Here is a 26,731-nt window from a genome sequence, read left to right on the forward strand (position 1 = left end):
GTGGTCGTCCCTGGACGCAGCACCGCCCCCGACCTCGAGGGCCGGGGGCGGTGCGTGCTGAGCGAGGTGATGCTGCTCGGGTCAGCTGCCCGAGATGATGCCCGGGAGGGCGGCGTCGAACATCTCGACCACGGTGGCGGCCGGGAGGACGGCGCTGCGCGGCCGGGCCGCCGCTGCGAGGTCGGCACCCCAGTCCGCCGCGCGCTCACGCTGCAGCGGGGTCCCGTGGTGGCCGGGGCTGGCGAAGGAGCAGTCGCCGACCGTGTAGAAGCTCAGAAGGGCGTCGCTGACCCGCTTGCGGTTGAGCGCCAGCCCCTTCCTGTGGGTGGCGAAGTACGACGCCATGGCGTCGGCCATGAGCTCGGTGCGGCGCGTCGCCGCTGCCGGGTCGGTGGGGCCGCTGTCGAAGGTGCCGAGCTCGTACTGCACGTGGTGCGCGAACTCGTGGGCCATGATCACCCGCGGGCCGACGTCGCCGAGACCGATGGCGTCGTACGCCTCGAGGATGCCGTCACCGAAGACCAGCTTGTCGGGCAGCGCGGCGACGATCGGGTCGGTCTCGCCCTCCCCGGAGAAGGCATAGGCGTTGAGCGTCCAGAGCGGGTTGTCCTGGAAGGCCTCGTCCTGCGCCTGCATGAACGTGGCGACGGTCTGGGCCTCCTCCGCGATCTCGGCGTCGGTCATCGGCGCCAGCTCGACGGTGTCGACCATGGCCTCGAGGGTCCGGGCGATGCGGGCGGCGTCGAGCAGCGAGTCGCTGTGCATCGCCATCAGCTGGATGTCGCCGGACTCGATGTCCCAGAACCGTCGCAGGTCGCGGAAGGTGTTCTGCAGCTGCCGGGCGTGCGAGTCGAGGGCGTAGTCCGGGTCGCCCGCGGTGCCGAAGAAGAGGGCGTCGTAGGTCGGCACGGACAGCAGGGCGTCCTGGTGCTGGACCAGGAAGGTGAACTGCTCGTCGCTCATCTCGGCGAAGAGGCCGTCGATGTAGTCGTCGAGCAGCGTCGTGGCGCACTCACTGGGGTCGACGGCGTCGCGCAGGGCGGCCTGCGCGGGCACCTCGACGAGGGTGTGCCGGGACTGGGCTGGTGCTGCGCTCGGGGCGGGGGCCGCGGTCGCGGTGGCGGCCGGGACGAGGAAACCGAGCGGGAGGAGGGCCGCGGCGCCGAGCGCCACAGGCCACCGAGAAGTGCTGCTCACAGGGGTTCTCCTTGGGGGGATCGTACGTGGACTGTCCCGTCCGGGTAGGGCGGAGCACTTCAACGTAGGTCGACCGCGCCGGACGCGGACCACCCCTTAGAGGCGCTCGGCGACGCGCCGTGCGGCGATCTGGAGCACCTCCCACGTGGTCGCGAACGGCGGGGCGTACGACAGGTCCATCCAGGCCAGGTCGTCGACCGAGCCACCGGCCCAGAGGACGGCCGCGGCGGTGTCGATCCGCTTGCCGGCACCGTGCCCGCCGACGACCTGCACACCCAGCAGCCGACGCGTCGTGCGGTCTGCCATCACCCAGATCGCGATCGGCTCGGCCTCGGGCATGTAGCCGGCGGCGGTCGTGCCCTCGGTGACCAGCGCCAGCGGGTCGAGTCCGGCAGCATCGGCATCGGCGCGGGACAGCCCGGTCCGCGCGATCTCGAGGTGGACCCCGCCCGAGGAGAAGCGGGTGATCGAGGTGTCGACCATCCCGTCGAACGTCAGGTCACCCCCGGCCAGGCTGTCGCCCAGGGCGCGGCCGTGCTTGGCGGCATGGGTGCCGAGGGGCCGGAAGACCCACTGGTCGTCGATCCGGCGCCGCACCTCGCAGCAGTCCCCCGCGGCCCAGACGTGGTCGGCCACCCGGCCGTGCGGGTCCGGTCGCAGCGCGCCGTCCTCGGTCATCTCCAGGCCGCTCCCGACGAGGAAGCCGGTGGCCGGCTCGACGCCGACCGCGACGACGACCAGGTCGGCCTGCCGCGAACCGCCGTCCCAGCGCACGCCCGTCACCCGGTCGCCGTCGAGCTCGAGGCCGGTGACCTCGGCACCGAGCACCAGCTCGACCCCGGCGTCGACCAGCCCGGTGTTGACCCGGTCGGACATCTCGTCCTCGAGCATGCCCATCCCCCGCGTGCGGGTGAGGACGGTGACGCCGAAGCCCTGGTCGAGCACCGCCTCGGCGACCTCGACGCCCACGTAGCCGGCGCCGACGACCACCACGTGCGCGCCGGGTCCGACCCGGGTGAAGCTGCGCACCCACTCGGCCCCGTCGTCGAGGGTCTTGACCACGCCGACCCCGTCGTACGGCGTCCCGTCGGGCCGCCGCGCCCAGTCGGGCACCACGGCCGGGGCGCCGGTCGTGACCACCAGGTCGTCGTACTCCACCACGTCGCCCGCGGCCGTCGTCACCGTGCGGGCCGCGAGGTCGGCGGCGACGACCTCGGTGCCGAGGCGCAGGTCGATCCCGGCCTCGCGGTGCTGCTCGGCCGTGCGCGCGACGAGGTCGTCGCCGCTGCGCACGTCACCGGCCATCCAGTAGGGGATGCCGCACGCGCTGTAGGACGTGTGGCTGCTCGCCTCCAGCGCCGTGACGGCCAGCTCCTCCCCGCGCCGGGCGGCCGTGCGCAGGGCCTGGTGGGCCGCCCCCATCCCGGCAGCGTCCGCGCCGACGACGACGACGCGGCGCGGGCCCGTCATTCCTCGATCTGCTTCGCCCAGAGGTTCACGCCCGAGTCGACGGCGAAGCGGTCGATCTCGGCGAGCTCGGCCTCCGTCAGCGGCGGCGCCTCGAGCGCGTCGAGGTTGGTGTCGAGCTGCTCGACGCTGGAGGCGCCGATCACGGCGCTCGTCACCCGGCCGTCGCGGAGCACCCACTGGAGCGCCAGCTGGGCGAGCTTCTGCCCGCGCCCCTCGGCGATGGCGTTCAGCGACCGCACCCGGTCCAGCGTCTCGTCGTCGAGCCCGGCGATCGTCGAGTCGTCGCGCGCCGCGCGCGAGTCGGCCGGGACGCCGTCGAGGTAGCGGTCGGTCAGGAGCCCCTGGGCGAGCGCGGTGAAGACGATGCAGCCCATTCCCTGCTCCTCGAGCTCGTCGAGCAGCCCTCCCTCGACCCAGCGGTTGAGCATCGAGTAGGACGGCTGGTGGATCAGCAGCGGGGTGCCGAGCTCGCGCGCGATCGTGGCCGCCTCGCGGGTCCGCTCCGGCGAGTAGGAGGAGATGCCGGCGTAGAGCGCGCGCCCCGACCGCACCGCGGTGTCGAGCGCCATCATCGTCTCCTCGACGGGCGTCTCGGGGTCGAAGCGGTGGCTGTAGAAGATGTCGACGTAGTCGAGGCCCATCCGGGCCAGCGACTGGTCGAGCGAGGCCAGCACGTACTTCCGCGAGCCGCCGCCCTGACCGTAGGGTCCCGGCCACATGTCGTAGCCCGCCTTCGTCGAGATCACCAGCTCGTCGCGGTAGGGCGAGAAGTCGTCGGCGAGGTAGCGACCGGCGTTCTCCTCCGCGCGGCCGTAGGGCGGTCCGTAGTTGTTCGCGAGGTCGAAGTGCGTGACGCCGCGGTCGAAGGCCCGGCGCAGGATCGCGCGCTGGGTCTCCTCGGGGCGGTCGGTGCCGAAGTTCTGCCACAGCCCGAGCGAGAGCGCCGGCAGCCTCAGGCCGCTGCGGCCGGTCCTCCGGTAGTGCATCCCGGTCGTGTCGTCGTACCTGTCAGGGGCTGCGTCGTAGGCCATGCCGCACATCCTGCCCGGTCGGGTGTCGGGGCCGTGCCCGGGCTGGACCGGGGTGATACCGGATGGCCCCGAGGGGCGCACCCGGGTGTACTGGACCCATGAGCTCCTCGTGGCGTGGCACCGCCTTCAAGCTCGCGCTGTCGACCGCGCGGCGGGTTCCCTACGTGCGTCGGGTCCCGGCGAACATCCGGTTCCCCCTCCAGCGCGACGGGGTCGATCCGGTCGTCCGGCTCGCGACGACGCGCGAGCGCGGCGAGGTGGTGCGCTTCGCGAGCCTGCTGGGCACCCGCGTCTGGCTCGTCACGGGGTACGACGCAGCGCGCGCCGTGCTGGCCGACTCCGCGTCGTTCGCCAACGACGTACGCGACATCATCGGCCGCCAGGACCGGGCCCCGGCCGAGCGGATCGGCGGCCTCGGGATGACCGACCAGCCCGACCACGGTCGCCTGCGCGGCGTGCTCACGCCCTACTTCACCAGGCGGCGCCTCGCCGACCTCCAGGCCGACATCGACCGGGTCGTCGGCGACGCCCTCGACGACATGGCCGCCCACGGGCCCGAGGTCGACCTGGTCGAGCGGTTCGGCTTCCGGGTCCCCTTCGGGGTCATCTGCGACCTGCTCGGGATGCCGGAGGTCGACCGGCAGGCGTTCCGGGCGCACGGCGCCGCACGGTTCGACCTCCGCGACGCCGGAGCCGGCATCTTCGACACCGCCGCCGGCACCCGGCAGTTCCTCATCGACCTGGTCGCGTCCGAGCGTCGCGCCCCGCACCTGCCGGACGGGCTGGTGGCCCGGATGGTCGCCGACCACGGCGCCGACTTCGACGACGTCGAGCTGGGCGGCCTGGCCGACGGGGTCTTCCTCGGCGGCTACGAGACCAGCGCCAGCATGCTGTCGCTCGGCACGTGGGTCCTGCTCCAGCATCCCGACGCCTGGGCGACCCTCCAGCGGGGCGAGCCCGCCGAGGTGGACCGCGTCGTCGAGGAGCTGCTGCGGTTCGTCTGCCCCGTGCAGATGGCGTTCCCCCGGATCGCGCGCCACCAGGTCACGGTCGGCGACCAGGTCGTCCAGCAGGGCGACATCGTCCTCGTCTCGCTGACCGGCGCCGAGCGCGACCCCGCCCACCGACTCCAGCCCGAGCAGTTCGACCCCACCTCCGCCGTCGCGGGCACCCTCGCCTTCGGCCACGGGATGCATCGCTGCCTCGGCGCCGAGCTGGCCCGCATGGAGCTGCGCACCGCGCTCGTCGCTCTCGCCCGCCGCTTCCCGGACCTGGCGCTCGCCTGCGACCCCGCCGACCTCCGGTTCACCGAGCTCGCCATCGTCCACGGCGTGGAGGCGCTGCCCGTCCGGCTCGGCTGAGGCCGACCACCCGCTGCGTACCGTGGAGCGGGTGGCAGGAAGAGTCGTCGCCCTCCTCGCCGCGGCGGTGGTCGCGGTGGTCTCCGGCTGCTCGGGCGACGGCTCGACGCAGGCACCGCGCGAGCGTCGTACGACGAGCGCGCCCAGCGAGACCCCGACGGGCACGTCCACGAGCCCACCCACCGCGACTCCGACCGAGCCACCCACCGACGCGCCGTCCCCTGAGCCCGAGGCGGCCCCGGAGCCGCGTCGCTCCTTCGTCACCATCCCCGCGATCGGCCTGCGCGACTTCCCCGTCGTGCGCTACAGGGGCACGTCCGACGACGCTCCCGGGACCGCGCTGCAGAACGCCGGCGAGATGGCGTCGCCGCGCGGACCCCGTGGCGGCACCGGGCCCGGCGAGGTCGGCAACTACATCGTGACCGGCCACCGGCTGACCGGGACCGCTCCCCTGCGCTACTCGCCGTCGCTGGCGAGGGGCGACCGCATCCAGGTGCGATCCGGCGACACGGTGTTCGTCTACGAGGTGCGCCGCACCCGGTGGACGTCGTTCCGGCAGCCCGCCTCGCTCCGGGCGCAGCGGGCCGAGGTGCCGGGCCGTCCAGGCGAGACGGCCACGCAGCCGATGATCACCCTGTCCACCTGCGCGACGCTTGAGGACCACGCCAACGGCAACTACTGGTCCGACGAGTTCGACAACCCCGAGCACCGCATCGACAAGATCGGCGTGCTCGTCGCGACCCGCCCGGCCTGACGAAACCCCGTTGCCCGCGGCGGGCGGCGCGCGGTTGGATGCGCGCCATGCCTGTCACGTCCGAGCCCAGCGACCGGTGGCGCGACCCCGGCTTCCTCGATGACGCCCACCGGTGGATCGCCGACCGGCTGGCCGAGCACGGCCGCTCGGTCGTCGGGGCGGTCGAGCAGCCCCACGTGACCGACTGGTCGACGGTGATGCGGGTGCCCACGGACGACGGGGTGGTGTGGTTCAAGGCCAACGACGAGTCGATGCGCCACGAGGGTGCCGTCACCGCCCTGGTCGCGCCGGTATCGGCCGGACGCGTGCCGGCGCCGCTCGCCGCGGACCCGGACACCGGTTGGTTGCTGCTCGCGGACGCCGGGCCACGCCTGCGCGACGTCGTCCCCGAGGAGCGCAGCCTCGAGCGCTGGTACGACGTGCTCGAGGCGTACGCCCGCATCCAGGTCGCGTGCGAGGACCAGGTCGACGCGCTGCTCGCCGCCGGGCTGCCCGACCGCCGGCTGCCGACGCTGCCCGCGGCGTACGACGCCCTCCTCGCGACGCTCGCCGACGTCGACCCGCGGCTCCCCGGCGCCGACGCGATCGCCGACCTGTGCCACCGGCTGGCCGCCTTCGGCATCCGCGAGACCGTCCAGCACGACGACCTCCACGACGGGCAGGTCTTCCTCGGTGCTGGCGTGCACCAGGTGCTCGACTGGGGCGACGCCTGCGTCTCGCACCCGTTCTTCACCCTCGCGGTGACCCTGGAGGGCGTCATCGCCTGGGGTGTCGACGACGAGGAGGGCTCCGAGGACCTGGAGCCGCACCTGTCGGCGTACCTCCGGCCCTATGCCGAGCGCTACCCGCTGAGCGACGCCGAGCTCCGCGAGGCCGCGCGCCTCGCGATGCGCCTGGGCTGGGTGTGCCGCGCGATCAACGGCGCGCTGCCGCAGGACCCGGACCAGACGCACACCCGGCTGCGGATGTTCCTCGACGGCAGGCCCTAGGCGGGCGCCTCCGCACGCCGCGTCTCCAGCACGCGGAAGCCCTTGCTGCTGGCCAGCCGCTCGGTCGGCCAGCCCTGGTTGGTCAGCCACCTCTGCAGCGAGTCGCCGCCGAGGTTCTTGCCGACGACCATGACCATCCGCCCGCCCGGCGCGAGGCGCGGCAGCCAGGCGAGCAGCAGCTCGTGGAGCGCCTCCTTGCCGATGCGGATGGGCGGGTTGGACCAGATCTCGTCGAAGACCTGGTTGCCCGGCACCTGCTCGGGCAGGCAGGCGACGAAGCGCGAGTCGAGGCCGGCGGCGCGCGCGTTGTCGTTGGCCAGCAGCAGCGCGCGCTCGTTGACGTCGACACCGGTCACGTTGGCCAGCGGCACCGCCTTCGCGATCGCCAGTCCGATGACCCCGTAGCCGCAGCCGAGGTCGAGGAACTGGCCCTGGACCGGCGGCTCCAGCTCCTTGAACAGCACTGCCGTGGCGTGGTCGAGGTGTCCGCGGCTGAACACCCCGGAGCCCGAGTCGAGGGTCAGCGTGCTGCCCCACAGCTCGGCGGTGAAGCGCTCCCGCTCGAAGGGGACGCCGGGGTCGGCGGAGAAGTAGTGCTCAGTCATGGATCGCCTCTCGTCGGGCTCGGGCACGCTCGGCCTGGGCGGCGAGCTCGTCGTCGTCGGGGTAGCCGACCTCCTCCAGCGTGAGGCCGTGGGCGTGCAGCACGCGCACCCCCTGGTCGCGCCGGCGGCCGGCCATCACCTCGGCCGGCCAGCCGACGGGCCGGCGCCCCTCGCCGACGGCGACGAGGCAGCCGACCAGCGCGCGCACCATGTTGTGGCAGAAGGCGTCGGCGCGCACCGAGCCGACGACCAGGCCGGCGTCGTCGCGCCGCCAGTCGAGGTCGAGCAGCGTGCGGACGGTGGTGGCCCCCTCCCGCTGCTTGCAGAAGGACGCGAAGTCGCGCAGGCCCACCAGCGGGCCGGACGCCTCGTTCATCGCGTCGAGGTCGAGCCGGCGGCCCCACGTCAGCACGTGCCCGCGCACGAGCGGGTCGGCGAGCTCCTGCGCGTCGGCGATCCGGTAGGCGTAGCGGCGCCACACCGCGGAGAAGCGGGCGTCGAAGCCCACCGGGGCCTCGACCACGCGTCGTACACGCAGGTCCGGCGGCAGGATCCCGTCCACGCGCCGGGCGAAGGCCGGCACCGGCGGGTCGGCCGAACGTCCGGCGGAGGACGCGACCACCTCGGGGTCGACGTCGACGTGCGCCACCTGGCCGCGTGCGTGCACGCCGGCGTCGGTCCGGCCGGCCACGGTCACCCGCACCTCGGGCACCCGGAGCGCGGTGGCCAGCGCCGCCTCGAGCGTCGCCTGGACAGTACGACGCCCGGGCTGGGCGGCCCAGCCGGAGAAGTCCGCGCCGTCGTAGGCACAGTCGATCCGCAGGCGCACGCAGCGATCCTAGGACGCGTGCGCGGACCACCGGCGGTCGCCCGACTTTGTTCAACCAGATGGTTGACAAGCCGGCGGCCGTCCGCCTACTTTCTATTCAACCAATCAGTTGAAGAAGGTGCCTCGTGACCGACCAGCTCTCCCGAGTCTTCGCCGCACTGGCCGACCCGACCCGTCGGGACATCGTGGCTCGCCTCACCGAGGGCGACCACACGGTCAACGACCTGGCCGCGCCCTACGACGTGAGCCTGCAGGCCGTCTCCAAGCACCTCAAGGTGCTCGAGGACGCCGGCCTGGTGACGCGGACCAAGGAGGCGCAGCGACGTCCCGTGCACCTGGAAGCCGAGGTGTTCGACCTCATGACCAAGTGGATCGAGCGCTACCGCCGACAGGCCGAGGAGCGCTTCTCGCGCCTCGACGCCGTGCTCGCGCGGATGCAGGACGAGAACTCCGACACCATTCCCACGAAGCAGGAAGGAACCGCATCATGACCACCGTGCAGACCAACGACGCCGCCACCCGCTACCCGGAGGCCGCCATCGAGGCCGACAGCGAGGTGCCCGCCATCCACGTCCGGCGCGACTTCGCGGCCACCCCGGCCCAGCTGTTCCGGGCGCACACCGACCCCGAGCTCTTCGCCCAGTGGATCGGACCCGACGGCATCGGCGCCGACATCACCCAGTGGGACGCCCGCGACGGCGGGAGCTGGAGCTACACCGCACGCGGCAGCGACGGCCGCGAGGACTTCGAGACCTCCTTCCGCGGGTGCTTCCACACCGTGCGCGAGGACCGCATCGTCCAGACCTTCACCTGGGAGGGCATGCCGGACGGCGTCTCGCTGGAGACGATGACGTTCGAGGACCTCGGCGACGGCCGGACCCGGCTGCACGCGGTGAGCCTCTGCGACTCGTTCGAGGACCGCGACGCCTGGCTGCGCAGCGGCATGGAGGTCGGCGTCAACGACGGCTACGCCGCCATCGACCGCCTCCTCGCCGACGGCGCCCTCTGATGGCACTCCCCGACGCCCCGGCCGACCGCCACGCTGCGGTCGCCGGGGGCTTCGGCCGCCTGGTCGCTGCGACCCCGGACTGGTCCGCCCCGGCCCCGGTCGACGGCTGGACCGCCCGCGACGTGGTGGACCACCTCGTCACCTGGTTCCCCGGGTTCCTCGCCGGCGGCGGGGTCGACCTGCCGACCGGCCCCCGGGTGGCCGACGACCCGGTCGCGGCCTGGCAGCACCACACGGACGCCGTCCAGGGAGTGCTCGAGCAGCGCGGCGACGAGACCTTCACCCATCCGCACGCCGGCACCCATCGGCTCGCCGACGCGGTCGACCGGTTCTACACCTCCGACGTCTTCATGCACTCGTGGGACCTCGCCCGCGCCGGTGGCCAGGAGGCCGGGCTCGACGAGGACTTCGCGGCCCAGCTGCTGGAGGGGATGCGCCCGATCGAGCAGCTGCTGCGCGACTCGGGGCAGTACGGCCCGGCGGTCCCAGTGCCCGACGACGCGCCCGTCGTCGACCGGCTGATGGGCTTCGTGGGTCGCGACCCCGCCTGGCGCCCCGGCGACGGTGGCCCGCGATGAGCACCGTGGTGATGAACAACGTGGTCTCGCTGGACGGGTTCATCGCCGACCCGCACGACGACCCCGGTCCGCTGTTCGACTGGTACTTCAACGGCGACCGACCCCTGTCCGCGCAGGACATGGACGACCCGGCGCCCGGGGGCCTGCGGATCTCGCAGACGTCGTACGACTACGTCCGGCCCGTGTGGGACTCCGTCGGCGCCATGGTGATCGGACGCCACCTGTTCGACATCACGAACGGGTGGGAGGGGCGTCCACCGACGGGCGACCACGTGGTCGTGGTGTCGCACCGCCCCCGGCCAGACGGGTGGCACCCGGAGGCGTCCTACCACTTCGTCGGCGACGTGACCGCCGCGGTCGCCACCGCGCGGGAGCTGGCCGGCGACCGCACGGTGTCGGTGGCCGCAGGCGACGTGGGCGGGCAGGCGCTCGCCCTCGGCCTCGTCGACGAGGTGGCGATGGACGTCGTGCCGGTGGTGCTCGGCACTGGCAAGCGCTACTTCGGCTCCATCGACACCCAGCACCTGCTCGACGACCCGGAGGTCGTCGTCCAGGGCGACCGCGTGCTCCACCTCAGGTTCCGCGTACGCCGCTGACCGGCGGGCCCGGCATCCCTCGTAGGGTCGACGACATGGAGTACGTCGTCTACGGCGCAGGCGCCGTCGGTGGAGTCGTCGGCGGCACGCTCGCCCGGGCCGGCCACGCGGTCACGCTGGTGGCCCGGGGCGCCCACCTCGAGGCCATCCGGGCCGGTGGCCTGGTGCTCGACGCCGGGGACGGCCGTCACCGGATCGACGCCCCGGCCACCGACACCGCCGCGGAGGTCCGGTGGACCGACGACACCGTCGTGCTGCTGGCGGTCAAGTCCCACCAGGCGGCGGTCGCCCTGGCCGACCTGCGGGCCCACGCACCCGCCGACGTACCCGTCGTCTGCGCCACCAACGGCGTCGCCACCGAGACGGCCGCCCTGCGCCTCTTCGCGAGGACGTACGCCGTCTGCGTGATGCTGCCCGCGACCCACCTCGAGCCGGGCGTGGTGGTGGCGGGGTGCCACCCGACGCCGGCGATCCTCGACATCGGCCGCGTCCCCGGCGGCACCGACGCGACCACCGCAGCCGTCTCCGCCGACCTCCGCGCGGCCGGCATCGTCTCCGAGGAGCGCGACGACATCATGGCGCGGAAGCGCCGCAAGCTCGTGATGAACCTCGGCAACGGCGTCGACGCGTCGTTCGCCCGGGGCGACGCCGCCGACGAGCTCGCCGGGCGCGCGCAGGCGGAGGGCGAGCGGGTGCTGTCCGCGGCCGGCCTCACCGTCGTCACCGCGGACGAGGACCGACAGCGCCGCGGCTCGATCCTGCAGCGCCGGCCTGACCTCGAGCGGCGCGGCGGCTCCACCTGGCAGAGCCTCACCCGCGGCACCGGCGACTCCGAGATCGACTACCTCGCCGGCGAGGTCGTGCTCCAGGGTCGCCTGCACGGCGTCCCCACGCCCGTGAACGACGCCGTCGTCGCCGCCACCCGCCACCTCACCGCCACCGGTGGCGCTCCTCGCAGCCTCGACGCCGCCGAGGTCCTCGCGCGCCTCTGAGTCCCTCGAGCGGTGCGTGAGCCACATTCCTCGTCTCGCGAATGTGGCTCAGCCACCACCACCCCCGAGCGGTGAGTGAGACACCTTCTGACGGCCGAGAACCTGTCCTACTCACCGCTGGACCGCGTGTCGCCGCGCGAGCGGTGAGTGAGACACCTTCTGCGCGCCGAAAACGTGTCTCACGCACCGCCGGACGCACGCAGGCCCGCCACCCCAGCGGGGTGACGGGCCTGCGTGGCGGACCTGGGATCAGGCCTTGGTGTCGTCCGACTCCTCGGCGGCCTCTGCGGCAGCCTCGTGCTCGGCGGCGGCGGCCTCGTGCTCGGCAGCGGCGGCCTCGTGCTCGGCGGCAGCGGCCTCGTGCTCGGCGGCAGCGGTCTCGCCAGCGGCGTCCTCGGTCTCGGCGACCTCGGTCTCCTCGGCCTCGACGTCAGCGACCGGCGCCGGAGCGGCAGCCTTCTCGGTCTTCTTGGTCGAGGGCGCCTTGGGGCTGTAGGCCTCGGTCACCAGCTCGATGACCGCCATGGGGGCGTTGTCGCCCTTGCGGGGGCCGATCTTGGTGATGCGGGTGTAGCCACCGGGACGCTCGGCGAAGGTCGGCGCGATCTCGGTGAACAGCGTGTGCACGACCGACTTGTCGCGGACGGTCTTGAGGACCTCACGACGGTTGTGCAGGTCGCCGCGCTTGGCCTTGGTGATCAGCTTCTCCGCGACCGGTCGCAGCAGGCGCGCGCGGGTCTCGGTGGTGGTGATCCGGCCGTGCTCGAACAGGGCGGTCGCCAGGTTCGACAGCATCAGGCGCTGGTGGGCAGGGCTGCCGCCGAGGCGGGGACCCTTCTTGGGCTTGGGCATGTGGTGCCTTCCTTCTCTCGGGCCGTGTCAGGTACCCGGGTAGACGACCGGCCCAGTCGTTCGGCTGGGCCCGGTCGGTTTGGTGGTACGACCCTCGTGGCGAGGGCCGGGGGTCAGAGCTGCTCGTCCTCGATGAACGCGTCGTCGTCGTCGTCGCCGTAGGCGGCGAGGGCGGCGTGCGGGTCGAAGCCGGGCGCGCTGTCCTTGAGCGAGAGGCCCATCTCGACGAGCTTGGCCTTGACCTCGTCGATGGACTTGGCGCCGAAGTTGCGGATGTCGAGCAGGTCCTGCTCCGAGCGCGAGATGAGCTCGCCCACGGTGTGGATGCCCTCACGCTTGAGGCAGTTGTAGCTGCGGACGGTGAGCTGCAGGTCCTCGACCGGGAGGGCGAGGTCGGCGGCGAGCTGCTCGTCGACGGGCGACGGGCCGATGTCGATGCCCTCGGCCTCGACGTTGAGCTCACGGGCCAGGCCGAAGAGCTCGACGAGGGTCTTGCCGGCCGAGGCGATCGCGTCGCGGGGACGGATCGACGGCTTGGTCTCGACGTCGATGACGAGCTTGTCGAAGTCGGTGCGCTGCTCGACACGGGTGGCCTCGACCTTGTAGGTCACCTTCAGCACCGGGCTGTAGATCGAGTCGACCGGCATGCGGCCGATCTCGTTGTCGGCACCCTTGTTCTGCACGGACGAGACGTAGCCGCGGCCGCGCTCGACGACCAGCTCCATCTCCAGCTTGCCCTTGTCGGACAGCGTGGCGATCTTCAGGTCGGGGTTGTGCACCTCGACGCCGGCGGGCGGGGTGATGTCGGCGGCGGTGACGTCACCGGCACCGGACTTGCGCAGGTACATCACGACCGGCTCGTCGTGCTCGGAGGAGACGACGATGCCCTTGAGGTTGAGGATGATCTCGGTCATGTCCTCGGTGACGCCCTCGATCGTCGAGAACTCGTGGAGGACGGAGTCGACCTTGATGCTGGTGACCGAGGCACCCGGGATCGAGCTGAGGAGCGTACGACGAAGCGAGTTGCCGAGCGTGTAGCCGAAGCCGGGCTCGAGGGGCTCGATGACGAACCGCGAGCGGAACTCGTCGACGGTCTCTTCCGTGAGGGTCGGGCGCTGAGCGATAAGCACGGAGTTTTTCCTTTCCGGATCCACCCACTATTTGACGGATCCGAACCTGATGAGGTTGGCGGAGAAGAAGGAATGGGACGAGCTGCGCCGGTGGTCGCCCCGCGAGGGCGACCACCGGCGGTGGATCACTTCTTGGAGTAGTACTCCACGATCAGCTGCTCCTGGACCGGGACGTCGATCTGCGCCCGGACCGGGACCTGGTGGATGAGGATGCGCATCCGCGACGGGATGACCTCCATCCACGCGGGGGTGACGCGCTCGCCGTGGGTCTCACGCGCCACGATGAGCGGGGTGAGCTCGAGCGACTTCTCGCGCACGTCGATGATGTCGTGGTCGGTGACCTGGAAGGACGGGATGTCGACCTTCTTGCCGTTGACCAGGAAGTGACCGTGCACGACGAGCTGGCGGGCCTGGCGGCGCGTCCGTGCGAAGCCGGCGCGGTAGACCACGTTGTCGAGACGGCACTCGAGGAGCTGCAGGAGGTTGTCGCCGGTCTTGCCCTGGCGACGGCTGGCCTCCTTGTAGTAGCGGACGAACTGCTTCTCCATCACGCCGTAGGTGAAGCGAGCCTTCTGCTTCTCACGGAGCTGCAGCAGGTACTCGGACTCCTTGATGCGACCGCGGCCGTGCTGGCCGGGGGCGTAGGGACGCTTCTCGAAGGCGGCGTCGCCGCCGACGAGGTCGACACCGAGACGGCGCGACTTGCGGGTCATGGGACCGGTGTAGCGGGCCATGTGTCAGTCTCTCTTTCTCAGTCTCGGGTCAGACGCGGCGGCGCTTGGGCGGCCGGCATCCGTTGTGCGGGGTGGGCGTGACGTCCTGGATGGTGCCGACCTCGAGGCCGATGGCACCCAGCGACCGGATGGCGGTCTCACGACCCGAGCCCGGGCCCTTGACGAAGACGTCGATCTTCTTCATGCCGTGGTCCATGGCGCGACGGCCGGCGGCCTCGGCAGCCATCTGGGCGGCGAAGGGGGTGGACTTGCGCGAGCCCTTGAAGCCGACGGTGCCGGCAGAGGCCCACGAGATCACCGCACCGGTCGGGTCGGTGATCGTGACGATGGTGTTGTTGAACGTGCTCTTGATGTGGGCTTCGCCCTGGGCGACGTTCTTCTTCTCCTTGCGGCGGACCTTGGTCGCGCGGCTCTTGGGAGGCATTCAGTAACTCCTGTGAGGTTCTGGTCTGGAAGCTTCGATGACGACGGCGATCAGCGCAGGGCGCCGATCACTTCGCCTTCTTCTTGCCGGCGACGGTGCGCTTCGGGCCCTTGCGGGTGCGCGCGTTGGTCTTGGTGCGCTGACCGCGGACCGGGAGGCCCATGCGGTGGCGGCGACCCTGGTAGCTGCCGATCTCGATCTTGCGGCGGATGTCCGCCTGGACCTCACGTCGGAGGTCACCCTCGATCTTGAAGTTGGCTTCGATCTCGTCGCGAAGCTTGACCAGCTCCTCGTCACCGAGCGTGTGGACCCGGGCGTTCGGGTCGACGCCGGTGGCGGCCAGGAGCTGCTGGGCGCGGGTACGGCCGATGCCGTAGATGTAGGTGAGCGCGATCTCGATGCGCTTGTCGCGCGGGAGGTCGACACCAACGAGGCGTGCCATGTGGCGGTTCCTTGTCTGTTCTCGCAGTGGTTTCTGGTCGTGTCGCGTCCCATCCCGCCTCGGGTGGGCTCCGGCCAGTGCTCCGGAGGTGACTTCAGTCCGCCTGGGCGGACCTAGCGATCACGTTGTGGGGTTGTGCGGAGTGGTCCTGCTCAGCCTTGCCGCTGCTTGTGGCGGGGGTTCTCGCAGATGACCATGACCCGGCCGTGACGGCGGATGACCTTGCACTTGTCACAGATGGGCTTGACGCTGGGGTTGACCTTCATGTCAACGATCCTTGCTACTCGGCTGGCTGGTTACTTGTAGCGGTAGACGATCCGACCCCGGGTGAGGTCGTACGGCGAGAGCTCCACCACGACCCGGTCCTCGGGGAGGATCCGGATGTAGTGCTGTCGCATCTTGCCGCTGATGTGCGCGAGCACCTTGTGCCCGTTGGCCAGCTCCACACGGAACATGGCATTGGGAAGGGCCTCCACGACGGTGCCCTCGATCTCGATCACGCCTTCTTTCTTCGGCATGTCCTCCACAATCTGTCGTCTCGTTGTCTACCGTGGCCCGGGAACCGCCCGGCTCCTGAGTTCAGGTGGCCGGTGGACCTCGTGAGGCGGTCCGGGGAGCCCCTTCCCGGGCACGCGCGCAGCCGTCTGTGACGATCACACGAGATCCCGGGCAGCCGCGAGGCGCCACGAAACACAGCCCACGTTGGGCCGACGCACCAGTTTAGTCAGGCGTGCGGCGAGAACGCCAATCAGCGCGGCCGCGCAGCCGCTCGGCAGCCCTTGAGACACGCCCGGGCGCGGGGGTCGGGCCGCTCGGGCCGTCAGGCCCGTCGTCGGCGACCTGCCGCCGTCCGGCGTCGCGCGCCGGCGCGGACGTCGTACGCCTCAGCGAGCGGAGGCTGGTCGCGGCCCGGAAGCGCTGCCAGCGGCCGACCTCCTGCGACATCGCCCGGCGCTCGGCGTCGACCGACTCCCAGTAGGTCGCGGCCGCCGCCGTCTCGGGGGCGCTGGGGCCGAAGACGAAGCTGTCGGCCCGGCGCGCCAGCACGCCGGCCTGGCCGGACACGATGCCGGCCGACTGCTCACGCCGGGTGACGGTCGGTCCCAGCGGCACCGGCTGCCCCAGGTCGCGGGCGTGGTCGACGAGCTCGCGCCAGGCGCCCACGAAGCGGGCCGATGCCGACGCCGCGCTGCGGCGGCGGTGCCGGCGCCACGCCTTGAGGCCGACCACCGCCCCGAGCAACAGCGCGGCGACGAGCAGCGGGAGACCCACGTAGGTCACCACGAGGCCCACCCACGACGGCAGCCCGGGGATGATGCTGTCCTCGTCCTCGTCGGCCTTCTTCTTGCGGGTGGCCTTGCGCTCCTTCAGGTCGGCGTCGCTCTGCTCCCCCGCGTCGGACGGCGGCGGGATGGGGTTGGGCGGCGGGATGACCGTCCCGGACATGGGCGTGTTGGTCTCGGGCACCTGGTCCGCGGGAGGCGTGTCCGACATGAAGGCCTCGGTCGGCAGCGTCTTCCACGAGCCGTCGGCGGCACGCAGCTCCACCCAGGCGGACACGTCCTTGCCGGTGACGCGCCCACCCTCCGGCACGACGGCGCCGAGCACGACGCGCGCGGGGACACCGATGTCGTTGGCGATCAGCGCCATGGTCGCGGCGTACTGCTCGTCGTTGCCCACGATCTGGGGGGCGTTGACGAACTCGTCGGACAGCCGCCACGTGCTGTGTCCGGCGACGTAGATGCGCTCGGTGCGGCCGATGCCGTCGGAGTACTTGCCCTCCGAGCGGAGGTGCTCAGCGGCGGTCAGCACCCGGTCCATCGGGTCGGTCCCGGCGTCCTCGGTCCACTTCTCCGTCGGCCCCTGGATGAACGCCGCACCCGCGGGGAGGGGCGTCAGGTCGGCCGACCCGACGGTCTCCTCGGTGAGCTCGTCGTCGGGCTGCACGGCCGTGAAGGAGTAGCGGTCCCCGGGCTGCATGCCCGTGGGGACGACAGCCGTGGACGTGGCGAGGTTGTAGCGGAACACCTCGGCCTTGGCGCGTGCGTCGCCGGTCTGGAAGTCCATGGAGCGCAGCGCGCCGACGGTGGGCAGCCACACGCCGCTCCACCCCTCGCCGAGGGTGACGGTCGCGTCGACCTCGTCGCCCTCCACGGGGTTGTCGATCGTGGACGACACGCGCTGGAAGGAGTCGTCGGCCGGGCCGGGCAGCGCGTCGTCGGTCGCGCCCCACACCATCCCGTCGTAGCGGTCCATCGCCGCGAACCGCACCCGGGTGTCGGCCGGCACCCCGTCGATGTCGAGCAACGTCTTGTCGTAGACGTTGGTGGGGCTGTTCTGGCCCTTGAGGTCGACGTACTTGCGGAAGCCGGCCAGCGGCGAGGGATAGCGTCCGATGTCGAAGGGCGGCTCGACCCAGTTGCGGGCCACCGCCCGTCCGGAGTCGTCGCCGACGAAGAGCGCGCTCGCGGGCTGGGCGAGGAGCGCCGCGAGCCCGAGCATGACGACGGCACCCAGGCCCCGGACGTACGACGTGCTGCCGCCGTGCACGGTGGCGCTGGCCCGGCGCGCCCGGACCGCCAGCCAGGCGAGGGCGAGCGCGGTGAAGACCGCGCCCTGGACGACGAGGGACTGGGGGTGGCGGACCCCGAGCAGGATCGCCCCCGCGAGCACCGCGGTCATCCCGGCCACCGGCAGCAGCGCCGCGAGCCAGGCGCGACGCACCGGGAGGTGTGCCAGCACGCTGCCGACGAGCCCGGCCACCATCCCGACCAGCCAGGGCAGCACCAGCAGGGGGCCGTCGCCGTCGACGGGAGGCAGCGTCGTCAGCAGGTCCTTCCAGCCGAAGATCGCCTGGTCCGCGACGCGGGCGATGGTCCCGGACCCCGGAAGCGCGTACGCGTCGCCGAGCGAGCGCAGGCAGAGCGGTCCGCCGAGCAGGAAGAAGAGCACGAGGCAGATCACGACCGCGGAGATCACGGGCCAGCCGGCCGCGCGGGTCAGGTGGGTCACCACGACCGCGAGCACCGCGCCGAGCAGCCCCACCACGAGGTAGGCCGACCCCGTGAACGACGAGCCGAAGGCCGTCAGCGCCACGGCCGCCAGCGCGAGCGTGAAGCCCATGTCGATCCACGAGTGCCGGTCGGGCAGGAACGCGTGCCGCCGGACGCGTGTGCGGGTGCCCGTCGTGGCGGAGGCGCGGGAGCTCTTCACTTGATGCTCCAGCGGAGGAGGCCGCCGAGGTCCTCCTTGGCGGCCAGGTGGAGCACGGGCAGGCCGCCGGTCTCGGTGACGCGGCTGTTGCCCTGGGGGTCGACCACGATGCCGAAGCGACGCACCTCGGGCGGGAAGGCGGCCGACGAGCGCAGCAGGTCGGTGAACGGCGACTCGCTGCCGCCGATGAAGAAGGCGAGGCTCGTGTCGGGCGCGAGCATGCTGGCCTGCCGGCCGGACTCCACGAGGCCACGGTCGCCGAAGTCGGCGCGGCAGACGGCGTCGAGGGCGAGGTGGCCGTCGGCACCCGAGGACGCGTGGCTGCCGCACACGAAGGACACGTCGAACTCGTCGAGCACCGCCCGTACGGCGATGGACGCCGCGACCGCCATCGCCGTCTCGAAGTCCTCCGGGTCCGACCACGACCCGAGCCGGTCGTCGACGACGATCGTGGCGTGGCTGCGGCGGGTGTCGAGGTACTGGCGCACCAGCAGGGACGACTCACCGGTCGAGGCCATCACCTTCGCCGACGACCGCCAGTGGATGTGGCGCAGGTCGTCGCCGGGGACGTACTCCCGCAGGGCGTGAAAGGCCAGGTCGCTCTGGCTCACCGCGTCGGTCGAGACGCCTTCGAGGTCGCGCAGCAGGCCGGCCCCCAGCGAGTCCAGCGGGACGAGGTGCGGACGCACCAGCACCTCGCGCACCGGCGTCCAGACCACGTCGCGGGAGAAGATGCCGACCGGGTCGCCACGACGGGTCATCGCCGGGCCGACGGTGATGACGCCGCGACGCTCCGTGCGGATGGTGAACGACTCCTCGTGGGCAGCGCCCGGAGCGAGCGAGCTGATGCCGTAGCGGTGCACGGCCGACCCGACGGGGACCTCGAGCGTCGTCGGGACCAAGCGCGACGACGCGCGGTTGACGACCAGGACCCCAGCAGCGACCGACTCCCCCGCCGCCACCCGCTCGGGCTGGAGCCGCAGGTCGACCGTCACGGACGTGCGGCCGAGGAGGAACGGCAGAGCGAGCACCATCAGCACCAGGCAGCCCGTTCCGAGCACCGCCAGCTCGCGCCACTGCGCGAACACCGCGACCAGGAGCGCACCCAGGCCGAGGCCGAGGACCAGCCAGCCGACCGGCTTGATGACCTCGAGCGCGTCGTTCAACCGCTGTCGGACCAAGGTCGTCAGGCCCCCACGCGGTCGGTCGGGGGCGCGACGGCGTCGAGCAGGCGCGAGATGACCGTCTGGACGTCGACGCCGCTGAACTGCGCCTCGGCGTCGAGCAGCAGCCGGTGCGACAGCACCGGCTCGGCGAGGTCCTTGATGTCGTCGGGCACGACGTGGTCGCGACCGTCGGCGGCCGCCCACGTCTTCGCGACGCGGACGAACGCCAGGCACCCGCGGGCCGACAGGCCGAGCTTGACGTGCGGCTGCCGGCGCGACTCCTCGGCCAGCTCCGCGACGTAGCCCACGACGGCCGGGTCCACGTAGACCTCGTCCGCGAGGCCGCTCATCTGCGCGATCGTCGCCGCGGTGATCACCGGGGTGACGAGGGCGGCCCGGTCACGGACCGCTGCGTTGTTGAGCAGCTCGACGGTCGCCTGGCGGTCCGGGTAGCCGACGGAGGTCTTCATCAGGAAGCGGTCGAGCTGGGCCTCCGGCAGCCGGTAGGTGCCGGCCTGCTCGATGGGGTTCTGGGTGGCGATCACCAGGAACGGCTTGCCGACCGGGTGGGCGACCCCGTCGACGGTGACCCGGCCCTCCTCCATCACCTCCAGCAGCGCCGACTGCGTCTTGGGCGAGGCACGGTTGATCTCGTCGGCCAGCACGATGGTGTGGAAGATCGGGCCCGGGTGGAACTCGAAGGTGCCCTTGTGCTGGTCGTAGACGGTGACGCCGGTGACGTCGGAGGGCAGCAGGTCGGGGGTGAACTGGATGCGGGCGTGGCTGCCCTGCACGGTGTTCGCCAGCGCCCGGGCCAGCATCGTCTTGCCGGTGCCGGGGAAGTCCTCGAGGAGGACGTGTCCCTCCGACAGCAGGCAGGTCAGCGCGAGCCGGACGACGTGACGCTTGCCGAGGACCGCCTTCTCCATGTTGTCGGTGAGCTGGTCGAAGGTCGACTTGAACCACTCGGCCTGTTCGTGGCTGATCGTCATGCTGCTCCTTCGGGCTGCCGGCAGGTGCCGGTCAGTCGTTGTTGATGTCCCAGTAGACCGTGGCGGAGTTGGTCTGGTAGCCCGTGCTGTCGGTGCACGAGATCGAGATGGTGCCGCCCGCGGAGTACCAGCTCGTCTGGGACCCGCCGGGGAAGTTCTGGTTGTACCACTCCGAGCCGTCGTTGCCGGTGCCCTGGATCGTGCAGCGGTAGTTCTCCTCGAAGCCGGACGTCGTCAGCCGGACGAAGCTGCAGCTGTTGACCAGGCAGGGCGCCTGGAAGCCGTTGGTCTTGCACGGGTTGGTCGTCTGCGGGCCGTCGCCGCACCTGTCGCCGCGCGAGAGGCTGACCAGCGGTGGTGGCGGGTTGCCGGAGGTCGCGGTGTTGTCCGCCGTGTCCTGCCCGCGCCCGGGCTTGGAGGGGTCGAACAGCGCGACGTTGATGCGGATGTCCTGGCGGTAGCGGGAGGTGGTGAACGTCTTGGTCTGGAGGCTGAACTGGCCGGTCCCGGACGGCTGCAGCGTCGTGACGTCGCCCGCCACGTCGTAGCGGACCGAGACGGGTGAGCCGTTGGCGGTGCCGGTGATGACCCAGTAGACGTTCTTGCCGTCCACGACCGACCTGACGTCGACCAGCGCGTCACCCAGCGGGCCATAGCTCTGCGCGGGCTTCGCCCCGCTGAGGGTGCACCCGGCCGGCGCCTTCTCGTTGCACACCCTGAGCTCCACGGCGTAGGGCTGCTCGTTGCCCGGCATGTTGACCTTCGTCGTGACGGTGCCGGTGGCCCCGGGCAGCGGCCTCGCCACCTGGCCGCCGACGAGCACGTCGACGTTGCTCTGGCTGCCACGGGAGTCCGGCACGGTGAAGGTGAGCTGGACCTCCTGGCTCACACCGGTGGGCGCGACCGTCCAGTCGCCCCAGCCCGCCGGCCGTCCGACGACCTCGATGGACGTGCCGGCGCTGGGCTGCGAGCGCTTCCCCGGCTCGTTGCCGGGCTGGTTGGCCGCGACGACCGTGTAGGTGTAGGTCAGTCCGTCGTAGGGCACGCCCGCGTGGGTGCAGGTCAGCGACGCGAGCCGCTGGCATCCGGGCACCGTGCCCGAGGAGACGCCGTTGCTGTAGCTGACGGTGTAGACCGTGGGCCCGGGCCCCTCGGGCAGCACCCCCTGCCACGCGATCCGGATGCTGGTCTGGTTGGCGCCGGACTGGAGGTCGGTCACCGCCGGCGCCGCCGGTGCCGGTGGGGTCCCGAGGGGCTGCATGGGCATGGATTCGCGCGCCAGCGAGTAGCCGACCGCGTTCTGGGCCTTGACGGTGAAGACGTACTGCTTGTTGTTGTCGAGCCCGCTGACGGGGACGGACGTCGTGCTGCCGTCGACGACGAGGGGACCTCCGCCGGTCCACGTGACGGTGTAGTCGAGGATCCGGGACGTGTTGGTGGACGGCTTGTCCCAGGCGACGGTGATCTGCCCGTTGTCGCGGCCTGCCATCCGGATGTTCTGGACCCGGCCCGGCTGCGTGTCGGCGCGCGCCGACTGGGAGAGACCGCTCCAGTCGCTGCCACCCACCCGGTTGAACGCCTGCACGCGGAAGCTGTAGTTGCCGCCGCTCTTGAGCTTGCGGAACACGCACTCGTTGGTGTCGCACCGCTGCGTGGTGCGGGTCTTCTCCTCACGCACCACGTAGTAGAGGAGCGGTGCCCCTCCGTCGTCGTCCGGGGGCGCCCACCCCATCTTGATGGTGCCGACCTCGTCGGACAGGGGGTACGGCCGCGGCTCGCCCGGCGGCGACGGCGTGCCGATCACCCGGAACTGGATCCGGCCCTCCGCCGTGCGCGACGGCGGCGGGTCGGCGTCGGACACGTCGCTGACGACCAGCCGGAAGCTCGCCTCGGCGCCGCGCGTGTCGCGCTCGGCGGTCAGGGTGAGCCGGCTCCCGCTCACGCTGGCCCGTACCCCGGGCGTCCCGGTGTTCTGCACCTGCACGATGGTGGTGTCCGGGGTGGCGACGCCGGCCTCGAGGTAGGCCGCGAGGTCGTAGGTGCGGCTCTGCCCGGCCTCCATCGTCTCGACGCGGATCGGGTTCAGCCGCGGCGGCGGGGCCTGGGCCAGCCGGAAGCGGATCTCCTGCGGGTTGCTCTCGCCCGCACGCACCGTGAGCACCGCCTCGCCGCCCTGGTTGGCGTCGTCGGCTGCCGTGACGGCGACGACCGAGCCCGCCGGGCTGCTGACCTGGACGCCGTCGACCGCCTGGCTCCACTCGGCGGTGAAGTCGAGGTCCGCGGCATCGCGGGGGTCGACGGTGAAGACCTTGCAGTAGGTCGCGATGTCGAGGTCGTAGCGCTGGCCCGACGTCATCGGGATGACGTTCGAGGGGCACTCCAGCGACGGGACGTCGTCGCCCACCACGACCGGGATGGAGAGGATGGCGGTCACGCCGTCGGCGGTCGTCGTCGCGTCCTCGTTGCCGCTGGCGTCGGTCGCGGTGGTGACTTCCACGAGCACCGATCCCGGCCCTCGGAAGTCCGCCGGGGCGGTCAGCGTGAACCCGTTGTCGCCGTCGGGGTCGACGGTGAGGTCGGTGGGCGATGCGGACCACGAGCGGCGACCCGAGGCGAGGCGCACCCGGCCACCGTCGGGTGCGGCGATGTAGTCGGCGACCTTGCCGCTGGTGCTGCTGCCGGAGTCGAGCTCGATGAGCGAGCCGGGCAGGACGTAGGGCAGGCCGTCTCCCGTGGGCGGGATGTAGACGGAGGCTGCGGCGGTGGCGCCGTCGGCGTCGCGGACCTCGAAGGGCAGCACCTTCGGCGCCTCCCCACGGTCGGCGCGGATCTGCGACCCGTCGACGACGCGGGCCGACGGGTCACCCGACACGTCGACGACCTCGAGGTCCTCGGCGGCACCGTCCGGGTCGTACGCGCCCTCGAGGACGTCGACGACGACGCTGCCGCTGTCGTCGGCCCGGCCGAAGGCGTCGTAGACGACCGGTGGGTTGTCGTAGTCCGCCTCGGTGGTCAGCGTCATCGTCGAACGCGACTCGTCGATGCCGTTGGTGACCCGGTAGACGAGCACGGTCGGCGGCGCGTCCGCCGAGTCGGGGGCCGGCACCGTCACCAGGTTGGTGGCGGGGTCGAGGCGGGCGCCGTCCGGGCCGTCGAGGATCTCGACCTCGACGGAGTCCCCGGCGGCGATGAAGTCGTTGGCGAGCGGGTCGAAGGTCGCGGTGCGTCCCGGCTCGACCGTGAGCCGGTCCTCGACCGCCAGCGGCGGCTGGGGCTGGCCCGGCGCGACGACGGCCACCCGCACGGTGCCGGTCGCGAAGGCGCCCTGGGAGTCGACGACCGAGTAGGTGAACTCGTCGGTGCCGACCGTGCGCGGGTAGGCCTCGTACTCGAGGAAGTTGCCGCCGACGGCCTCGATCCGTCCGAGCCTCGGGGCGGAGGTGATGCCCGTGACCGTGACCGGGTCGCCGTTGCGGTCGACGCCCACGCCCGGGACCCGGACCTTCACGGTGTCCCCGGAGACGACCCGGCCCTCCAGGGTCGGGGGCTCCGGTGCGTCGTTGGGGTCGTCCGCGGGCACGACGGTCACCCTGAGCGTGCCGTCCGCCCGCTTGCCCTCGAGGTTCTGGGCGACGTACTTGACGGTGTAGGTGTCGCGCTCCTCCACCTTCTCGGGAGCGACGTAGCGCACCACGCGGCCGGAGACGAAGGCCTTGCCGACGTCGCCGGTGACGTCGATGGGGGCGACCACGGCGAGCTGGCCCGGCGTGTCGGTGCTGGAGAGGTCGTTGAGCAGCGTCAGGCGGTCGCCCGCCGGCGAGACGTCGTTGTCGAGGACGGGGGCTGCGACCGAGCCCCCGGCACGCACCACGACCTTGTCGGAGACCGTGACGGGGGTGTTGTCCTCCGGCGCCGGACGCTGGGTGACCACCACCTCGCCCTGGACCCCGGAGCTGGTGCCGTTGCTGATCGTGTAGGAGACGGTCTGCGTCGCCGGGGCGAGGTCGGGGCGGGTCGCGGAGATGCGCAGCCAGCGTCCGTCGACGATCGCGACGTCGAGCTGGTCGGCACGGTCGGCCACGGCGCGCTGGACGACGAGCAGGCCGCCCGCGGGGTCGAGGTCGTTGGCCAGCACGTCGACGATCCCCGGAGCCTGGCCGTAGATGGTCAGCGTGTCGGGCATCGCGATCGGTGCGGCGGCGCGCTTGGGAGGCGCCTTGACGTCGACGCGGACCATGCCCTGGTCGAGCGGGGCGTTGCCGAAGGCCGCGTCGTAGCTGAGGAAGTAGGTCCCGGCCCGCTCGCCGGTGAAGGTCAGCTGCCCGGCGTCGAGGTCGGTGACCACCTTCGCGTTGGGCTGCTGCGGCACCTTGCCGCCCAGCGACAGGTCGACGTCCGGGGAGTTGGGGTCGGACCCCGGCAGGTCGTTGAGCAGGGGGCGGATCTTGATCGGCTTGCCGACCTCGCCGCGCACGACGTCGGGCTCGGCCTGCGGGGCGTAGGCCTGCTGGTCCTTGGGCGCCTGGACCTGGAAGGCCATCGACCTCGTGACCGGGGCGGAGCGACCGTCGGTGACGGAGAACTCCACCCGCACGAGCTGGGGTCCGTCGGCGGGCCCGGACGGGGCGGTGAAACGGATGCGGCCGTCGGCGGTGGTGCGCGCGGCGGCGCCGGTCTGCTCCCCGCCCACGGCCGTCGCGGACTGGAGGAGCAGGGTGTCGCCGTCGCGGTCGTCGCGCCAGTCGCCCAGCACGGGGACGGCGAGCTCACCGGCGTGCGGGACCTTGTAGGTCGGCTTCTTCCACCCCTCGCGCGGTGCCGGCGACTCGTTCTCCTGGGAGCCGCGCACCTCGACGTCGATGGCCGCGTTGGCGGAGAGGCCGTTGCGTCCGTCGTCGATGAAGTAGTCGAAACGGGCGGCCCTGCCGTCCTCGGGCATCTCCAGGACCAGCGTCTGGCCGTCCGGGCTGATCTCGACACGCGCCCCACCGGACGGCTGGTCCACGTCGACGATGCTCAGCAGCCGGCCGTCCGGGGCGGAGTCGTTGTCGAGGGGGTGCAGCACCGTCGTGCGCCCGGCGCGGACGCCGTAGGAGTCGGGCTTGGCACGCGGCGGGCGCCGGTCGGCGTCGGTCTGGTTCTCGTTCTCCTCGTCGTCGTCCTTGTTGGTCTTCTTCGAGGTGAACGCTTCCCAGTTGTCGATGCGGACGGGCTTGTCCTGCTGCACGTCCCAGACGCTGCCGCTGTTGGCGTCGTTGAGGACGATCTCGCCGCGGTTCACGCGGAACGCGAGGTTGGTGGCGTTGCCGGCGAGGTCGTCCTCCATGACGTCCCCCGACCCGCACTGCACGGCGACCGCGCCGAGGCCGCCCGACCACGCGCCGTAGACGCACGCACCGAGGCGGACCGGCTCGACGGCGTTGCCGGAGCGGTCGGACACGGTCGTGACGTCGCCGGACTCGAGGTCGACGCTCAGCAGCCCGTCGGGGGCCCCGACCAGCACGGCGTCGTGGGCGGGTCCCGGCTGCTGCAGCCGGCTGCCCGGCGTGACGGAGATGGTGGCGCCGTCGAGCACGCTAAGGACCCCCGCCTCGGCGTCGAGGGTCACGATGCGGTCGCCGACCGTGGTCACGTCGGAGACCTGGCCCGCGTCGCCCGGCAGGTCCCGGGTGCGCGGCTTGCGGAACCGTGCGTCGCTCGGTGCGAGGGTCGTGACGGTGCCCTCCTCGGTGGAGGTCACCACGACGGTGCCCGACTGGCTCACGGCGAGGGCCGCCCCCTCACCGGCCTCGGCAAGCGGCTTGGCCTGCCGGTCGACCGCGCTGACCACAGGCTTGCCGAGCCGGGCGTCGTAGCGAACGGCCCAGACCTCGCCGGTCTCGGCGTCCCCGGTCGCGAGGGTCCCGCCGGCCATGGCGACGTCGCCGGTCACCGGGATCGCGGCCGAGCCGCCGTCCTGGGCCTCGAGACGACTGGTCTCGATCACCTGCCCGCGGCTCGTGCCGGCGTCCAGGGTCACGACGGCCGCGCCGTCCTGGACCACGTCGAGCCGGGCCTTGCCGTTGTCGCCGGGCACCACGCCGTCGAGCTGGTTGATCGGCTTGTTGAGCCGGCCGGACCAGCCCTTCTTGCCGTTGACCACCCAGACGCCGCCGTCGTTGAGCTCGGCCTCGTGCTTCTTGTAGCCGTCGGCGGAGGCGGCGTAGACGACGACGGCGGTGGCCGCGACCGCCAGCGCGACGCCCGAGGCGATGCTCGCCCGGTGTCGACGCAGAGCAGTCACACGTGCCACGCCAGTCCCCCTTGGCCCCACGGATGAGGTACGCCCGCCGCACTCACCCAGGAGGAGCGTATGTATGTGTCGCAA

Annotated in this window: 24 protein-coding genes; 8 read left to right on the forward strand and 16 right to left on the reverse strand. The window is 72.2% G+C overall.

The window, feature by feature from the left end; translation table 11 throughout:
• Positions 1–81 precede the first annotated feature (81 nt).
• The 3 genes from AC3A3L_RS03650 to mgrA all read right to left on the reverse strand — a co-directional run bounded on the left by AC3A3L_RS03650 (position 82) and on the right by mgrA (position 3,698).
• Positions 82–1,197 (reverse strand): hypothetical protein, encoded by a 1,116-nt coding sequence (locus AC3A3L_RS03650; protein ID WP_487638679.1) that lies wholly within the window; start codon positions 1,195–1,197, stop codon positions 82–84.
• Positions 1,198–1,293: 96 nt separating this feature from the next.
• The gene (locus AC3A3L_RS03655; RefSeq protein ID WP_487638680.1) at positions 1,294–2,667 is read right to left on the reverse strand and encodes an FAD-dependent oxidoreductase; all 1,374 of its coding nucleotides are present in this window, start codon (positions 2,665–2,667) and stop codon (positions 1,294–1,296) included.
• The gene (gene mgrA / locus AC3A3L_RS03660; RefSeq protein WP_487638681.1) at positions 2,664–3,698 is read right to left on the reverse strand and encodes an L-glyceraldehyde 3-phosphate reductase; all 1,035 of its coding nucleotides are present in this window, start codon (positions 3,696–3,698) and stop codon (positions 2,664–2,666) included. Before mgrA ends, AC3A3L_RS03655 begins: the two co-directional genes overlap by 4 nt.
• A gap of 98 nt (positions 3,699–3,796) precedes the next feature.
• On the opposite strand from mgrA, the gene AC3A3L_RS03665 reads away from it, so the two are divergent.
• From AC3A3L_RS03665 to AC3A3L_RS03675, 3 genes are read left to right on the forward strand one after another with little or no spacing between them, the layout of a single operon-like run.
• Entirely contained in the window at positions 3,797–5,059 is a 1,263-nt protein-coding gene (locus AC3A3L_RS03665; RefSeq protein ID WP_487638682.1) for a cytochrome P450, read from the forward strand.
• Positions 5,060–5,090: 31 nt separating this feature from the next.
• Positions 5,091–5,813, forward strand: coding sequence for a class E sortase (locus AC3A3L_RS03670; RefSeq protein ID WP_487638683.1), 723 nt, complete (start codon positions 5,091–5,093; stop codon positions 5,811–5,813).
• Positions 5,814–5,860: 47 nt separating this feature from the next.
• Entirely contained in the window at positions 5,861–6,802 is a 942-nt protein-coding gene (locus AC3A3L_RS03675) for a phosphotransferase family protein (protein WP_487638684.1), read from the forward strand.
• Here the strand turns inward: AC3A3L_RS03675 and AC3A3L_RS03680 are convergent.
• Positions 6,799–7,407, reverse strand: a complete 609-nt coding sequence (locus AC3A3L_RS03680; RefSeq protein ID WP_487638685.1) for a class I SAM-dependent methyltransferase — start codon at positions 7,405–7,407, stop codon at positions 6,799–6,801. The genes AC3A3L_RS03675 and AC3A3L_RS03680 overlap by 4 nt on opposite strands.
• The gene (gene truA / locus AC3A3L_RS03685; RefSeq protein WP_487638686.1) at positions 7,400–8,236 is read right to left on the reverse strand and encodes a tRNA pseudouridine(38-40) synthase TruA; all 837 of its coding nucleotides are present in this window, start codon (positions 8,234–8,236) and stop codon (positions 7,400–7,402) included. Before truA ends, AC3A3L_RS03680 begins: the two co-directional genes overlap by 8 nt.
• Before the next feature lie 125 nt (positions 8,237–8,361).
• On the opposite strand from truA, the gene AC3A3L_RS03690 reads away from it, so the two are divergent.
• The 5 genes from AC3A3L_RS03690 to AC3A3L_RS03710 are packed head-to-tail and all read left to right on the forward strand — an operon-like array spanning position 8,362 to position 11,411.
• A complete protein-coding gene (locus tag AC3A3L_RS03690; protein WP_487638687.1) occupies positions 8,362–8,727 on the forward strand; it encodes an ArsR/SmtB family transcription factor in 366 nt (121 codons plus the stop codon).
• Positions 8,724–9,245 carry an SRPBCC family protein gene (locus AC3A3L_RS03695; protein ID WP_487638688.1) on the forward strand — a complete coding sequence of 174 codons (522 nt, stop codon included), beginning with the start codon at positions 8,724–8,726 and terminating at the stop codon, positions 9,243–9,245. The genes AC3A3L_RS03690 and AC3A3L_RS03695 overlap by 4 nt, the downstream gene beginning before the upstream one ends.
• On the forward strand, positions 9,245–9,823 hold the full coding sequence (locus AC3A3L_RS03700; RefSeq protein ID WP_487638689.1) for a TIGR03086 family metal-binding protein: 579 nt from the start codon (positions 9,245–9,247) through the stop codon (positions 9,821–9,823). Before AC3A3L_RS03695 ends, AC3A3L_RS03700 begins: the two co-directional genes overlap by 1 nt.
• On the forward strand, positions 9,820–10,419 hold the full coding sequence (locus AC3A3L_RS03705) for a dihydrofolate reductase family protein (RefSeq protein ID WP_487638690.1): 600 nt from the start codon (positions 9,820–9,822) through the stop codon (positions 10,417–10,419). The genes AC3A3L_RS03700 and AC3A3L_RS03705 overlap by 4 nt, the downstream gene beginning before the upstream one ends.
• Positions 10,420–10,454: 35 nt before the next feature.
• Positions 10,455–11,411 carry a ketopantoate reductase family protein gene (locus AC3A3L_RS03710; RefSeq protein WP_487638691.1) on the forward strand — a complete coding sequence of 319 codons (957 nt, stop codon included), beginning with the start codon at positions 10,455–10,457 and terminating at the stop codon, positions 11,409–11,411.
• 249 nt (positions 11,412–11,660) lie between these two features.
• On the opposite strand, the gene rplQ is transcribed toward AC3A3L_RS03710, so the two are convergent.
• From rplQ to AC3A3L_RS03765, 11 genes are all read right to left on the reverse strand, one after another.
• A complete protein-coding gene (gene rplQ, locus AC3A3L_RS03715; protein WP_487638692.1) occupies positions 11,661–12,263 on the reverse strand; it encodes a 50S ribosomal protein L17 in 603 nt (200 codons plus the stop codon).
• 113 nt (positions 12,264–12,376) lie between these two features.
• Positions 12,377–13,393: a DNA-directed RNA polymerase subunit alpha gene (locus AC3A3L_RS03720; RefSeq protein WP_179619758.1), complete on the reverse strand. Its 1,017-nt coding sequence runs from the start codon at positions 13,391–13,393 to the stop codon at positions 12,377–12,379.
• A gap of 125 nt (positions 13,394–13,518) precedes the next feature.
• Positions 13,519–14,127, reverse strand: a complete 609-nt coding sequence (gene rpsD / locus AC3A3L_RS03725) for a 30S ribosomal protein S4 (RefSeq protein WP_135838865.1) — start codon at positions 14,125–14,127, stop codon at positions 13,519–13,521.
• Positions 14,128–14,155: 28 nt separating this feature from the next.
• A complete protein-coding gene (rpsK, locus tag AC3A3L_RS03730) occupies positions 14,156–14,551 on the reverse strand; it encodes a 30S ribosomal protein S11 (RefSeq protein WP_056906616.1) in 396 nt (131 codons plus the stop codon).
• 67 nt (positions 14,552–14,618) lie between these two features.
• On the reverse strand, positions 14,619–14,993 hold the full coding sequence (rpsM, locus tag AC3A3L_RS03735) for a 30S ribosomal protein S13 (protein WP_056599771.1): 375 nt from the start codon (positions 14,991–14,993) through the stop codon (positions 14,619–14,621).
• A 152-nt stretch (positions 14,994–15,145) separates the two neighbouring features.
• The gene (gene rpmJ / locus AC3A3L_RS03740; protein ID WP_004008316.1) at positions 15,146–15,259 is read right to left on the reverse strand and encodes a 50S ribosomal protein L36; all 114 of its coding nucleotides are present in this window, start codon (positions 15,257–15,259) and stop codon (positions 15,146–15,148) included.
• 30 nt (positions 15,260–15,289) lie between these two features.
• Positions 15,290–15,511 (reverse strand): translation initiation factor IF-1, encoded by a 222-nt coding sequence (gene infA / locus AC3A3L_RS03745; protein ID WP_056599768.1) that lies wholly within the window; start codon positions 15,509–15,511, stop codon positions 15,290–15,292.
• A 202-nt stretch (positions 15,512–15,713) separates the two neighbouring features.
• Positions 15,714–18,206 carry a transglutaminase domain-containing protein gene (locus AC3A3L_RS03750; protein WP_487638693.1) on the reverse strand — a complete coding sequence of 831 codons (2,493 nt, stop codon included), beginning with the start codon at positions 18,204–18,206 and terminating at the stop codon, positions 15,714–15,716.
• On the reverse strand, positions 18,203–19,372 hold the full coding sequence (locus tag AC3A3L_RS03755) for a DUF58 domain-containing protein (protein ID WP_487638694.1): 1,170 nt from the start codon (positions 19,370–19,372) through the stop codon (positions 18,203–18,205). The genes AC3A3L_RS03750 and AC3A3L_RS03755 overlap by 4 nt, the downstream gene beginning before the upstream one ends.
• A 20-nt stretch (positions 19,373–19,392) precedes the next feature.
• Positions 19,393–20,364: an AAA family ATPase gene (locus AC3A3L_RS03760; protein WP_487638695.1), complete on the reverse strand. Its 972-nt coding sequence runs from the start codon at positions 20,362–20,364 to the stop codon at positions 19,393–19,395.
• A 31-nt stretch (positions 20,365–20,395) separates the two neighbouring features.
• Complete coding sequence (locus AC3A3L_RS03765) at positions 20,396–26,656, reverse strand: Ig-like domain-containing protein (RefSeq protein WP_487638696.1); 6,261 nt, start codon at positions 26,654–26,656, stop codon at positions 20,396–20,398.
• Positions 26,657–26,731 lie beyond the last annotated feature (75 nt).

It is taken from the genome of Nocardioides sp. Soil_C_8 (assembly GCF_057656315.1).